This window comes from Ornithinimicrobium sufpigmenti (assembly GCF_004322775.1).
GTDB classification, from domain to species: Bacteria; Actinomycetota; Actinomycetes; order Actinomycetales; family Dermatophilaceae; genus Ornithinicoccus; species Ornithinicoccus sufpigmenti.
In genome coordinates this window covers 1,704,762-1,717,305 of sequence record NZ_CP036403.1, presented here as the reverse complement: position 1 = coordinate 1,717,305, position 12,544 = coordinate 1,704,762, and the positions used below count along the sequence as shown (strand labels likewise).

Below are 12,544 nucleotides of genomic sequence, written 5' to 3'. Positions count from 1 at the left end.
GTGAGGAGAACCGATGTCCACAAGCCCTGGACTGGCATACGCTGCTCGCAACACTTGGCCTCATCGTGTGGGCCATCTCCGCAAAGAACTACCTGACAACTGGACTGCCCCTGCTGATCACTCATGCGGCTCTCGTCCAACTACGCAGACCAGGCAAGCTCGGCGAAGGCGCCACCGAGCACTTGTACTCACCGCCATAAGGCACCGACCAGGCCGACGCCACTGGCGGCCGACCACGCCAAAGGCACGAACCATCCTGGACTGCCGCAGGTCGCGAGTCACAGCGCCCCGCTCCCCCATCGGCTCCTAAGTCGCGGATCTCGAGTGACTTAGTACACCTCGCCGGTTTGAGGGTCGACTTGGTGGCCATCGACGACGTGCAGGCGCGGGACCGGCTGGGTCTGGTCGGGCGGTTGGAGAAGCCGGCGGTGGTGATCGACGTCGCCGGTGTAGTGCCGGGTCCGGTGTCCGTGGTCGTTCTGGAAGCGGACGTGGGCGGGGCGGGCTGGCCAGTCGTGGTGGCGGTTGTCACAAGCTGCGCGCAGCCTGGTCTTGCGGCGGTCGAAGAAGGCGGGCAGGGCGTAGCGGTGCCATTCCTCAAGTGCGTCGCTGGCGAGGGCCTGGCCGGCTTTCCGGCGTTGGTCGGCCAGGACCGCGATCTCGTGGACCAGGTGCGGGTGGGCGGGCCAGCACGGTGGGACGAGGTGGCAGGGGTCCCATACGTGCTCGGTGTTGACCCACTCGACGACCGCCTCGAGCCATTGCCACAGTTCGGCCCGCATGGGCGGGTCCTCGATGGATCCGGGGTCCCACGGACGGAGCAGCTTGCTGGGGTCGCCGGACGCCCGGCGTTCGGCGTCGTCCCCGTTGAGGGCGAGATCGAGCTCCCGGTAGGCAAGGGCGATCAGGCGGCCGGGGGTGGGGAAGGGCCTGGCCAGCGGGTAGCGTCCCCGTCCCTGTTCTCCTGTCTGCGTGGGCGTGCTCACCTGTCGTACTCCGCTGCGATGAGGCCGTGGTGGCGGGCCGCGGCCAGGGCGGCGGTGGTGCGAGCCTCGGGGGTGATGGTGGCGCGCCGGTGGCCACCGATCTGGTCTCGGAGCATGGCTTGCTCGGCCAGGAGCCGCTTACCGGGTTTGCCGTCGATGCAGCGGTGGAGCCGGGCCATGATCGGTTTGCCGTTCTCGGAGATGACCAGGGCGTGCCGTTCCTTGATCTGGCGGATCTCGGAACCGGTCAGGACGGGGATGTCCTCGCCCGTGTAGGTGCGTCCGCTGCGATGTCCGGCGTTCCAGGTGGCGCGGCCGACGCGGACCTTGCCGAGGAGGTCGGAGACTTCCTGGTTGAAGGCGACGTCCTTGGAGCCGCCGAACAGGACCAGGTTGTTGGTCAGGCCGAGCACGGCGCGGGCCTCCTGCTGGCCGAAGATCGAGTCCAGCTGGGCGCGGGTCTGCGCGGCCCAGATGAAGGACAGGCCCATTGCGCGTTCGTTGGCCATCCGGGTGCGCAGGGTGGGCAGGGGCGCGGTGGAGGGCAGCTCGTCCAGACAGGCAAGCATCGGTGGACACAGCCGACCCCAGCCTGAGTGCTGGGCCATGGCCAGGGCGGTGTCCAGGACGTGCTCGGCCAGGGCGGTCATCAGCGGTGAGGCGGAGGCGTAGGGGTCTTCCCGACCGAGCAGGTAGATAGTGCCGCCGCCGGCCAAGACCTGCCCGATATTGGTCGCTGGTCGTCCGGGTCCGGGGACGCACCGTTGACGCATCGGTTCCTGGAAGAACAGCGACAGGGCCTGCTGCACCGTGGTGATCGTGTTGCCGGCGGTCCGTTCGTCTCCGTGGAGGGCCCCGTGCAGCAGCCCGTGCCAGAACCGTGCAGCCTGGGGGTGGGTGCGCAGGATCTCCGACGGTTCGACGGTGGAGCGCGGGTCGGCGACCCACTCCAGCACGTCGTCCAGGGTGCGGCTGGTCAACGCGGCCGCGTGGAAGTAGGCCTGGATGACCTTGGCGGCCTCAGCGGCGTAGAACCGGGCGGCCTGGTCCCCGTACCCCTCGGCCACAGCACCCTTGATCGTCCCGGCGGTGAACGCCTTGGCCCGCCGCTCGGCCACGACCGCGTCCACGCACCCGTCGATCGGGTCCCACACGAGCTCGGGCAGCCCGGGCACCAGCCCGAACGGGTCGAGCACGACACAGGGCCGCCCGTCGATGGAGCGGGACGTGAAGGTCAGGAGCAGGTCATCCGGTTTGGTGAGGGTGACCAGCGCCGGCCCGGGTGCATCGAGCAGGGCAGGGGTAAGCAGGTCCAAGGTCTTGCCTGAACCTTGCGGTCCGATGACTCCGGCGGTGCGGTCCCACGGCACCCACAGGTCGACCCCCGCGGGGGCGGTGGACCGTCCCAGGTTCCACCCCACGTCCCGAGGATCGAACTTGGTGCGCACCGAACCGGGATCGGTACTTACCCCGTCCGGGGACCGAACTCGACGTGGCCCGAAGACGCTGGTGGGGAGGTTCACTGTGCCGCCTTTCCGTGAAGGTCGGGCCGGATGATGGCCCGGTGCTTGCGCAGCCGGGGTAGTCCCAGCAGTGCCGCGGCCTCTGACCGGGAGGCCATGCCACGTAGCCGGCCCGGTCCCCAGCGCCGATAGGCCACCACGGAGGCGACCAGCCAGCCGAGCAAGCTGAGCGTCCCGGTGATGAGCACCCAGGTCGCCAGCGCGCCGGGTCCGGCGAGGTCGCCGGCATTGGTCAGCCCTGCGCCGGCATCTCCGCGCAGGAGGCCGGGCAGGCTGGTGAACAGCTCAGTAGCTGGAGGCCACCCCCAGCCGCCGCCGGCGAAGAAGTTGGCTACGGCCCGCCCGGCGTGCACGCCCAGGACGGCGGCCAACAGCAGGGTCGCCGCGATCGCCAGGGGGATCTCGTAGGTCCACGGGTGGGGGTTCTTGAGTCGGTCCTGTCGCATCGCTTCTCTCATCTCTTCACCGGGGGAAACCGTTCTGCGTCCTGAAGCGGACGAGGACGGCCCAGGGACTCAACTGGGTGCCTTCGGGTTGTCGTCGATGTTGCCCAAACGCCAGATCTCGAAGATGTTGTTGTCCATCAACGGCTCGTAGCTGAAGAAGCCGACCCCCTTGGCGGGGTTGGCGGCCTCGATCGACGTGTAGGTGGCCGGGTCCCAGACAAAGCCGACGTGCCCGATCGTGTGCGGTCCGAGGTAGGAGTCGAAGAAGAACAGGTCCCCTGGTTGGGCTTGGTCGACCGGGACGCGGAACCCGTTACCCATCGCCAACCAGTCCCGCTGGGCCTGGGCGGTGCGGGGGGAGGTGATCCCGACATGGGCCATCGCGGTCTGGGCCAGGGAGGAGCAGTCCCAGGCATCGGGCCCGGCAGCGCCCAGAATGTAGGAGTCCCCCTCCTGTCCGGCCGCAAAGGACAGCATCTGAGCGACCCGCTCGCTGCTGACCGGTGGCAGGTCGGGGTTGCCACCCTGGCCGTCGCAGTGCAGCGGGTCTCCCAGGACCAGACCACCCCCGTACTGCTGCGCGTAGTACAGGACGTCGTTGACGTACCAGTCGGCGTGGTTGTAGGCGAACAGCGCAACACGCACCCACTCCTCGCCACGGTGCACCCCTGAGGCGGTCAGGTAGTTGGCCGCGGAGTGGACCGAGTCGGCATCGTTGTCGATCTGCGCCAAGCCGTCCCCGTCCCCGTCGACCCCGTAGGCGGCGAAGGTGGCCGGCATGAACTGCATGAGGCCCCGCGCACCCGCCGAGCTGGTGCCGGTGTTGGCCCCGTGCGCGGTCTCGGCCATCCCGATCCCGGCCAGCAGGGCCCACGGGATGCCGTACTCGGCCCCGGCCTGCTCGTACAGCTCCTGGATGCCCGGCGGGATCGGCAGCGGCCGGTTGTGCAGCGAGTCCTGGCGAGGCTGCCCGGGGGCGGGGAGCTCGAACCCGATGCCACCCTCCCCGTCCCGCGGCAGGTCCGGGGCCACCTCGGGCGGGGCGGAGGGAGCCACGGCGACACCGGTCAGGGGGGCACCGCGCTCGAGCATGAACGGCACCGGGTCGATCGGCTCCCCAGCGGAGCGCACCTCGAAGTGCAGGTGGCTGCCGGTGGAGTCACCGGTGGACCCCTCGACGCCGACCCGCTGACCCTGGTGGACGCTCTGCCCGACGGTCAGCGGGCTGGGCGTGGCCAGGTGCAGGTACCGGGTGCTGATCGCGCCGCCGTGGTCGATGGTGACGGTGTTTCCTCCCCCGCTGGTCCACCCGGATCCGGTGACCGTGCCGGCCGCGGCGGCGACCACCGGGGCGCCCGCCGGTTGGGAGGTCATGTCGACCCCGGCGTGCAGGAGCCACTCCTTGTGGATCGGGTGGAAACGCTGTCCGAACCCCGAGCCTGGGGTCAGGGCATAGGCGGTCTCGTACGGTGGTCGCCAGTCCCCGGTGACGGGCAGGGTCCCCTCGCAGAAGAGGGTGCGGTGCTCCTCGGCCAGCGCGGGTGTGGCCACCGAGGCCACGAGCACCGCGGTGGACAGCGGCACCCCGGCCAGCAGCGCGAGGGCGGCCAGGACGGCGAGGGCACCTTTCACGGCTGGATCACCGGGTCGATTCGATACCGGTGTTGGTGTTGGCCAGTGCGGCCTCGAGGGGGTGCAGGACGGTCTGCACCTTGTAGAGGCGGTCCCCCACCTGCCACACGGCACGGCCCGGTTCCTGCCGGGCCCAGGTGGTGATGGCATGCACGGCCAACGGGCCCAGGCCCAGGATCTCGTCGAGCTCCTTAGCCACCTTGGGGCCCTGGCCGTGCAGGATCTTGATGTCTGCCAGGTGCAGCATGTCCCGGGCGATCATCTGAGCCACCGAGCCCTCGTCACCGGCGGAGAGCAGGTCGGAGGGTTTGTGCGCGACCGCGTACTGGATGTCCCCGCCCTGGCCGGCGAAGCCGCGAGACAGGCGCATGTCGGCGTCGAAGGCCTTGACGGCTTCTGGGCCTAGCCGCAGCTGCCGCCACGCCTCGTCGCGGACGACCACGCGCTGGTCGGCCCGGGAGACGACTTCGCGCTGCCCGGCGCCCCAGGAGCCCAGGCAGGTCAGGGCGATGCCCACGGCTTCCTGGGGCAGCCGGGACAGGGACAGGGACTGGATCGGTGCGAGCCAGTCGATGTCGAAGTTGGTGTGCGCGTCGAACATTCCGGCCAGGGCGCCGTTGACCAGCTGGCCCAGGGCATCGCGCAGCAGCCGGGTCTCGTCCGTGAACTGCCGGCGGGTCTCGTACCGGGTCGCCGCCACCAGCTCGGGGGCGGGGTTGTCCAAGGCATGCCACAACCCGGGCAGCGTCGTCTCGGTCAGAGATGTGGCGCCAGCGGCGTAGCCGACCAGGTCGGCTAAGGCGGTGCGGACCACCGTCTCATCAGTGGGCCCGAACGGGACCAGGCCCTCTCCGATCTGCGCCGAGCCGACCAAGGCCCGGATCAGGGTCAGCCACCGGGAGAACACGGACTGGGCGCGACGTTGCGCCTCCACGGCGTCCAACTGCTCCCATCCGTGACCCAGCGGCCCCAGAGCCAGGGGGTTAACCCGGGCCGCCAGGCCGGCGCCGAGGGCGATCGGCTCCACCCCCAGGAAGCGGCATACGCCCTCGTACTCGTCCTTGGTGTCGCCCAGGATCAGGGCCCGGTACCCGAAGTCCATCATCCGCAGGATGAACGCCTTGGTGGTCCCGGACTTACCCATGCCCGGTTTGCCAAAGCACATGATGTTGGGGTTGCTAATCGGCACGTCGGGGCGGACCACCCAACCGAGCGGGTCGCAGTGGAACGCGGCCCCGGAGGCGACGTCGATGCCCATCTGCGCCCCGGTCGGCGGCAATGCGGGGGCGGGGATGAACGGCCAGAACGCCGGTGCCTGGTCACTGGTCATCCGCCAGGTCGCCACCGGCGCCCGCGCCGGGGCCCACCCCCGGTCCTTGGCGCGTTGCCCCTTGGGACTGGTGGGCCGGAACACCCGCGGCTCCCGCCCTGGCTTTACCGGCCTGGGTGCCGGCGGGGCGTCGTGACCGAAGTCAGCCAACAGCGTGGCTACGTCCCGGCCGGTACTCGCCCGGCGGGCGCGAGGGGTGCGACTGCGTGGAGTGTCCATCCTCAGGTCGCTTTCCGGGTCAGGCTGATGCCCATCGGCACCACCGAGGCGGCGAAGGCCACGTCGTGAGCCAGGTCCAGGCGCAACGGGGCGAACCCGGCGCGCCGGATCGCCGAGTCCAGGCGCCGGCCCGCCTCGGCCGCCCGGACCGTCTTAGGCACCGTGACCGTAGCGACGGCGTAGGGGACGATCAGGGAGTTGCCGCGGGCCAGCTTGGACTCCAGGCGGCGCACCTTCTCGCTCTCGTCGATGTTCTTGGTGCGCCGCTTCATCCGTGCCGCGACCCGCAACGACTGCCCCAGGTCGGCACCGAACTCGCTGTTGGCCGACGCCCGGTCGGCCCGGCCCGGCGGCACCAGGGGGTAACAGACCATGAAACTGCGCCGCTCCCCGTCCTGGTGCGCCGACAGGACCGGGGCCAGCGCCCCCATCGCAGCCCCCTTCACCGGCAGCTTGATCGTGGAGGAGACCGAGTTCCAGGCGTCGTGGGAGTAGTGCCGCACGGCGGCGTCAGCACCGGAAGGGCCGGCCAGCTCCCACGGCACGCAGGTGTTCACATCGTCGTCGGTCTGTCCGGCAGCCAGCGCGTCGATGATGGTCGCCCGGTCCCCCGGGGCGAACCCCGTCCGGCACGCATGAGCCAGCTGGGGGCTGGTCAGCCACTCCACGGTCGAGACGCCCAGGCCGCCGCGCAGGTGAGACTCAACCTCGGCGATCGCGCCGTACAGGGCCCTGGCGCGACCGTTGACTCCCCCGCCGTACTCCCGGGCCACCTTGCCCAGCCGTGACTCGGGCACCACGACGGTGACGTACTGCTCGGTACGCACCGTCGCGGCGGTCAGCGACTCGTGCAGGTCGTCGTTGATCGCCGTGACCTGGGCTGGGGCGTTGCCCGTGCGGTGGCGACGCACCCAGTCGGTCCGCTCGGCACCGTCCTCAGGAACGGTGCGGACCATGAAGATGACCTCGGAGACCAGCTCGGCCCGCACGGCCGCGTCGAGCAGCTCTGCCAGGCCCTGCCCGTAGACCTGCCGATCCTCGAGCTCGGCCATGCCCAGCCCCGGATGGACGATCGAGGCGGTGACCGCCCAGGTCCTTATCGAGTGGTTCTGAATCAACGCGACCCGACGGTGGGAGTGCCCTGTCGGTGGGCCCTCGTGGATCACGACGCTGGCCAGGACCCCCGGCAGGTCCGCCTGCTCCTGCTCCTGGGCCTGCCCGGTGGTGGCCCGCGCCCGGAACCGGGTCCACCCGGCCAGGGTCCCGGCCGCCAGGGACACGGTCGAGGTGATCCACCCGGTCATCGACCGACCCCTGACCGGGACGGCCACGACACCGAACAGCAACCCCCAGCCGAGGATGGACAGGCCCACCGCGGCCCAGTCCTGCTTGGAGATCGACCAGGCCACCGGCAGGACGGCTGCGGCCAGGAGGCCGAGCTGGAGGCCGGTGAGGCCGAAGAACCACCCGATGCGGGCGCGGGTGTGGTCGCGGTAGACGGTCATCGTGGGGTCCTCCTGCGGGCGGCTTGGGTGGGTCGCTTCCTAAAGCGGCGCTGCAGCCACCAGGGACTCATCACTTCGCTGCTCCTGCGGCCGCTCCGGCCGCTCCGGTGCCGCCGGCGCCTCCGGCGGCACCGGCCGCACCGCCGCCGCTGGGCGGGGGGAGCGGACCAGCGCCGGTGCTCGGGTTGGTCTGCGCCGGGGGTGGCGCCTGGACTGCTCCCCCACCGGCTTCACCGCTGCCACCGCTGCCACCGCCGGTGTCCTCGCCGCGTTGTTCGGGGTGGCTGGCTCGTCGGCGGCCACCGCCCGTCCTGGCCGGCTGGAAGTCGGGGACATAGGTGTTGTGCCCGGCACCCATCTGGTTGGACACGTCCGCGCCGATGGCCGCGCCCCGGGTGCCGGCGGACACCATCGCCTCGACGCCGAGACCGATCGCCGTACCGACGGCGCCGGCTGCCGGGCCGATGGCGAAGCCGCCCTTGGAGGCCGCGTTGCTCGTGGCCTTGGCGGCCCGCTGGTTGGCCTCTCCTTCGGCGGAGACCTCGCTGGCCGAACGGCCGTGACTGTCCACGCTCGAGGCGGCATTGGACGTCCCCACGGCCCGGCCGGCTAACCCACGCAACCCGCCCTGAGCCTCGTACCCGGCACGCATCGCGGCCCCGGAGGAGGTGCCGGGGTCGACGAAGGCCAGGAGCTTGAACAGTGCGAGGGGGGAGAACGCGGCAATGCAGATCAGGAACACCCCGGGGATCGCGGTGCCGATCGTCCTGGCCAGCCCATCGGCCTCGCCTTCGACAATGCCGGTGGTCAACGAGATCCCCAGGCCGAGGACCAGAGCGACCAGCACCGGGGTGAACGCGGCCGCGTGGAACCACCGGAACGACTTCCAGAACCATGACCGTGAGAACCCGCTGGCCAGGCCTGCCGCGGCGATGGGTCCGGTGGCGACCAGCACCAGCAGGGCCCCGGCCCGGGTCAGCATGACCAGCAGGAACCCGATCCCGGCCAGCCACAGGAACAGGCCCATGAACCCCAGGACGGTGGCCAGCACCGTGTCGGTGATGTCCTCGGTGGCGATGATGAAGACCTCGGAGGGCTCCCAGTGGGCGAACAGCTCCACCCCGAACATGGCCTGCATCAAGGACCGGGTCAGACCCTGGGCGGCGGCCAGGATCATCACGCAGTACCCGATCCAGCCGGCGAAAACGACGACGAACTGCGCGACCCCGACCGCGGCCTGGGCGAGGTCTGCGCCGTCCCGGCGCCAGGCGGCCAGGCCCAGCTGGGCCATAGCCAGGATCAGGACCAGCGCCAGGGCCAGCCAGAACGTGATCCGGTACACGTCCCCGGCCGGGCCGGCAGCGGTGATGTCCGGGGTGAGGATCGCGTCCACGAAACCTAGGACGGTGCGCAGGAACCATAGGCCGCCCATCCAGATCCCAAGCATGATGGAGGTCCAGGCGTCTGCCACCAGCTCGCCGACGGCCTTGCCCGCCAGGTACTCGAACGGGTTCGGGATACCGAACATGGCCCACCTCCTTGTGTCGTCTGCTCAGTGGTTGTGGACCCAGGGCCGCCACCCGGCGCGCGCGGCCAGATCGGTCCCGGGCCAGGTCGAAGGGGCCGGTGAGACCGGGTGCGTGGGGTCGATCACCCACCGGTCACCGGTCCAGGTCATGGCCTCGCAGTGCCCGTAGGCGACCCGCGCCTCCTCCACCAGGCGTGCCCACAGTTCCAGCAGGACGCAGGCCAAGACCCAGTCCTGCCCGTCGGTCCCTTTGACCTGACCGGCCGCCGGGGTCGCGGTCACGACAAGGCCGCTCTCCTTGACCTGTCCGCTCTGCTGGGCGGCGGTGAGGAAGTCGGTGACGTTCCCGGTCATCACCCAACCGGCTGGGTCAGCCTCACCGGTGGACCAGGACCGGTAGACCTCATGCGTGACTGGCACGGACATGCCCTGGATGACAGCGACGTCGATCGCGGCCAGCTGCGCCAACGCACCCTCCGGGGTCTGGGGGTACCCGGTCGGGATCCCCAGCGGTCCTGTCCCTGTCGGTGAAGGGATGGCCAGGGGTTCGACGAGGCTGGTGGCCACTTGTCCTTCGCGGTAGGCGCGCGGGTCGTCCACGGTCAGCATCTGCGCCTCGGCGATCAGCTCGCGCCGGACCTGCCCGGCCTGCGGCAAGCTGGCCTCCTCCAGCACGATCGGCAGCGACGCCGTGTCCTGCCCCACCGTCTCGGGCTGGTCACCGGTCAGGACCTGCCAGATGAAAAAACCCAGGCCGGCCAGCACCGCCAACCCGGTACCCAGGGCTCCGGCGAGGATGGTCAGCAGCCTGCCCCTCCCCCACCCATGCGGTGTCGTCGTGGACATCTCAGACGCACCCGGTGCCCATCATCGCGTCCAGGATCCCCGGCAGGATCAGGTAGGCGATCACGGCTATGAAGACGATGACTAGCCCGATGATGCCGCCGGTGCTGGCGTGCGGCATACCGAACATGCGGCCGCCGGCGATAGCGCCGACGGCGATGATGACCCCGAGGAAGAACAGGATGCCCACGCCCCACAGGACGTAGCCAAGGATGTTGTCGACGTGGACCTGTGCGCCCGGGGGTGCCTGAGGGCAGACCTGCGCGAGGATCGTGGCTGCGTGCAACGGCGCGGCGGTCGGGGCCTCAACGAACATGGTTATCGCCTTCCTTGTGGTGGTGGGATCCCTCGCGGTCGACCAGTGCCGCACGGGGGCGGGCGGTGTCAACGGCCGCGTCGGCCGTGGGGGCCGCGTGGGGGGTGGGCCGGACATCCGGCCAGGTGTCGCTTAGCCCTGCCAGGGCGAGAATGCGAGCACCGGCGTCCACCAGGGACGCAGGCAGGGGTGAGGTGTCCAGGCCCCGCACAGCCAACGCCGAGCAGGGGGGCACCATCACCATGGACCGGGCCAGCAGGTCCTGGACCTGCGGGCCGGGGGTACCGGTCACCTGCCGCGGCCAGCGACGCCGGGCCGGTCCGCGCACGGCTACGACCAGCCGCCGGTGCGCCGGTCCGGGGCCCAGGTCTTGCAGCATGTGCAGTGCCGCGTCCAGGCGGGTCATCCCGGGTACGGTCGCGGTGGTGACTAGCACCACCACCCGTGACCCGGCCAGGGCTGCGGTCAGCCACCCGTGCGCCCAGGCCAGCACGTGCACGCCCCAGCCCGCGTCCAGCACCACTGGCACCTGCCCCGTCTCCCTCAAGCTACCCGTACCACCCGTGCCGGCTTCGGGGCCTGGGTAGGGCTGCGGCGGCGGCAGGTGCGCCGGTCCGGGGTGGTCCTGGACGAGCCGATCGATGACGACGTGGTCGCGGTGACCGCGGACCCATCCGGCGCCGACCGGGCCTAGCTCGGCGGTCGCTGCCCCGGACAGTCCGCTGCTCCCGGCGCCGGCGGCGTCCACCACCCGCACCGGCCTCCCGGCAGCGGTGGCCATCGCCAGGGCCACCGTGCTGGCCCCGGCCGACCCGTGGCACCCAAGCACGGTGATCAGCACCGGCGGGCACCAGCCGGTCCCGTTCTCACCCCCCGGCTCATACGGCTCGATCAGAGCCTGCGGGTTACTGGGCCAAGGAGGGGTCGACCCGGCGGTAGTGATGACGTGCCGGAAGCATCCGTCGGCAGCCGCGTGCCAGGCCGCCCGCAGCTCAGGCACCGACACCACCCCCCGAGAACTCCGGGGGTCGGCGTGCTGGCCGGAGGGGATGGTGGTGAGGTCCATGTGCTCCGGATGCGTCCCGGGAACGGGTGCGGGGTTCACGTGCTCACGCCCTGGGGTGCGTAGGTGGCGCGAAGCGCCTCCAGGGCACGGTGGGCCCGGCGCACGACCGTGGTGTGCGACATGCCCCGGTCTGCCGCGACCCGGGCGGTGGAGGCCCGGGACAGCAGCCCCGCCCGGCCGTAGCTGATGGCCCTGGTGCAAGCGTGCTCGGACAGGGCCAACAGCACGTGGCACTCTTCCGGGGTCACCACCCCGGCCTGACGGGCCTGGCCCAGCAGACCGTGCAGCCGGTCGACCGCAGCCGGGCACGTGCCCTCCCCGGACGGGCCGGCCAGCAGGTCCAGGTCATGGGTGGGTCGCTCTCGCTGCGCGCAAGTGGTGGTGATGCCCAGGTCACGCAGCACCTCCCGGCGGGTGTTCCTCAGCACCGTGGGCGCGACCCGCACGCCCTTGGACCAGGCCAGGGTGCGGGCGCTGATCCACAACTGCGCGGCGACCAGCTCATCGACCTGCTCACTGAACGACGCCAACCGGGCGGCCACCCGCACCGCGCCCGGCATCAGCACCCACAGCAACGCTCCGGTGGCGGTTCTGTCCCCGCCCCCGTCCGGGGCACCGAGCCGGGCCAGCGCCAGCAACACCTCGTTCGCCCGAGGCGGGGCCGCGTCCAACGCCCAGGCTCGCAGGCCGGGCAGGTCCACCCCCACCCCCAGCACCGGGTCCTGCGCCACCCACCGGTTCCACCGTGAACACGCCTGCAGGTACAGCTCGCCCTCGGGTGCCTGCAGACCCAGTTGTCGTGCCACGCTCATCGTGTGCTCCTGTCTTTGTGCGGTCACGAGGAGCAGGCTGGGACCAGGACGTCCCCGGCAACGTCCCCGGAAACGTCCCTACCCCCACCAGCGACGCCCAGAGACGCCGACATCACCGCAGGTCACAGGGCGTCCCTGGACGTCCCTGGATTCACCCCTCGACACAGGCCCGTACAACCACGGACGGTGCGGCCGCATGGTTCCCGTCCAGGCGGCGCACGGGCGTATGGGAGGCCTGGGACAGCGTCCTGGAGGATGCGAGCGTGGAGACGCAGCTTGCCTACGTTTGGTCGAATCCCCTGGGTCTCATGAGTAGGGCGTGGGAGCTGTGGAGCCTG

The 12,544-nt window shown here is 70.9% G+C and carries 11 protein-coding genes; all 11 read right to left on the bottom strand.

Going from position 1 to position 12,544, the window contains the following annotated elements:
- Positions 1 to 329 precede the first annotated feature (329 nt).
- Positions 330 to 986, bottom strand: a complete 657-nt coding sequence (locus tag ESZ52_RS07835) for a hypothetical protein (protein WP_238154407.1) — start codon at positions 984 to 986, stop codon at positions 330 to 332.
- Positions 983 to 2,407 carry a type IV secretory system conjugative DNA transfer family protein gene (locus tag ESZ52_RS07830; protein ID WP_238154408.1) on the bottom strand — a complete coding sequence of 475 codons (1,425 nt, stop codon included), beginning with the start codon at positions 2,405 to 2,407 and terminating at the stop codon, positions 983 to 985. Before ESZ52_RS07830 ends, ESZ52_RS07835 begins: the two co-directional genes overlap by 4 nt.
- Before the next feature lie 98 nt (positions 2,408 to 2,505).
- Positions 2,506 to 2,955, bottom strand: a complete 450-nt coding sequence (locus ESZ52_RS07825; protein ID WP_131104438.1) for a hypothetical protein — start codon at positions 2,953 to 2,955, stop codon at positions 2,506 to 2,508.
- Between the two features lie 69 nt (positions 2,956 to 3,024).
- Positions 3,025 to 4,587: a peptidoglycan DD-metalloendopeptidase family protein gene (locus tag ESZ52_RS07820; RefSeq protein ID WP_131104437.1), complete on the bottom strand. Its 1,563-nt coding sequence runs from the start codon at positions 4,585 to 4,587 to the stop codon at positions 3,025 to 3,027.
- A 7-nt stretch (positions 4,588 to 4,594) separates the two neighbouring features.
- The gene (locus ESZ52_RS07815) at positions 4,595 to 6,001 is read right to left on the bottom strand and encodes an ATP-binding protein (RefSeq protein ID WP_238160635.1); all 1,407 of its coding nucleotides are present in this window, start codon (positions 5,999 to 6,001) and stop codon (positions 4,595 to 4,597) included.
- Between the two features lie 137 nt (positions 6,002 to 6,138).
- Positions 6,139 to 7,641 (bottom strand): SCO6880 family protein, encoded by a 1,503-nt coding sequence (locus tag ESZ52_RS07810; RefSeq protein ID WP_131104435.1) that lies wholly within the window; start codon positions 7,639 to 7,641, stop codon positions 6,139 to 6,141.
- Positions 7,642 to 7,711: 70 nt separating this feature from the next.
- Positions 7,712 to 9,169, bottom strand: a complete 1,458-nt coding sequence (locus ESZ52_RS19880) for a TrbL/VirB6 family protein (protein WP_131104434.1) — start codon at positions 9,167 to 9,169, stop codon at positions 7,712 to 7,714.
- 24 nt (positions 9,170 to 9,193) lie between these two features.
- Complete coding sequence (locus tag ESZ52_RS07800) at positions 9,194 to 10,015, bottom strand: hypothetical protein (RefSeq protein ID WP_131104433.1); 822 nt, start codon at positions 10,013 to 10,015, stop codon at positions 9,194 to 9,196.
- Between the two features lies 1 nt (position 10,016).
- Positions 10,017 to 10,328 carry a hypothetical protein gene (locus tag ESZ52_RS07795; RefSeq protein ID WP_131104432.1) on the bottom strand — a complete coding sequence of 104 codons (312 nt, stop codon included), beginning with the start codon at positions 10,326 to 10,328 and terminating at the stop codon, positions 10,017 to 10,019.
- On the bottom strand, positions 10,318 to 11,394 hold the full coding sequence (locus tag ESZ52_RS07790; RefSeq protein WP_131104431.1) for a hypothetical protein: 1,077 nt from the start codon (positions 11,392 to 11,394) through the stop codon (positions 10,318 to 10,320). The genes ESZ52_RS07795 and ESZ52_RS07790 overlap by 11 nt, the downstream gene beginning before the upstream one ends.
- A 35-nt stretch (positions 11,395 to 11,429) precedes the next feature.
- Positions 11,430 to 12,206 (bottom strand): hypothetical protein, encoded by a 777-nt coding sequence (locus ESZ52_RS07785; RefSeq protein ID WP_131104430.1) that lies wholly within the window; start codon positions 12,204 to 12,206, stop codon positions 11,430 to 11,432.
- Positions 12,207 to 12,544: the final 338 nt, after the last annotated feature.

Bases quoted from the DNA above. Each gene is read 5' to 3' on its own strand.
- ESZ52_RS07825 (WP_131104438.1), bottom strand. From the start codon at position 2,955: ATGCGACAGGACCGACTCAAGAACCCCCACCCGTGGACCTACGAGATC.
- ESZ52_RS07810 (WP_131104435.1), bottom strand. From the start codon at position 7,641: ATGACCGTCTACCGCGACCACACCCGCGCCCGCATCGGGTGGTTCTTC.
- ESZ52_RS19880 (WP_131104434.1), bottom strand. From the start codon at position 9,169: ATGTTCGGTATCCCGAACCCGTTCGAGTACCTGGCGGGCAAGGCCGTC.
- ESZ52_RS07800 (WP_131104433.1), bottom strand. From the start codon at position 10,015: ATGTCCACGACGACACCGCATGGGTGGGGGAGGGGCAGGCTGCTGACC.
- ESZ52_RS07795 (WP_131104432.1), bottom strand. From the start codon at position 10,328: ATGTTCGTTGAGGCCCCGACCGCCGCGCCGTTGCACGCAGCCACGATC.
- ESZ52_RS07790 (WP_131104431.1), bottom strand. From the start codon at position 11,394: ATGGACCTCACCACCATCCCCTCCGGCCAGCACGCCGACCCCCGGAGT.
- ESZ52_RS07785 (WP_131104430.1), bottom strand. From the start codon at position 12,206: ATGAGCGTGGCACGACAACTGGGTCTGCAGGCACCCGAGGGCGAGCTG.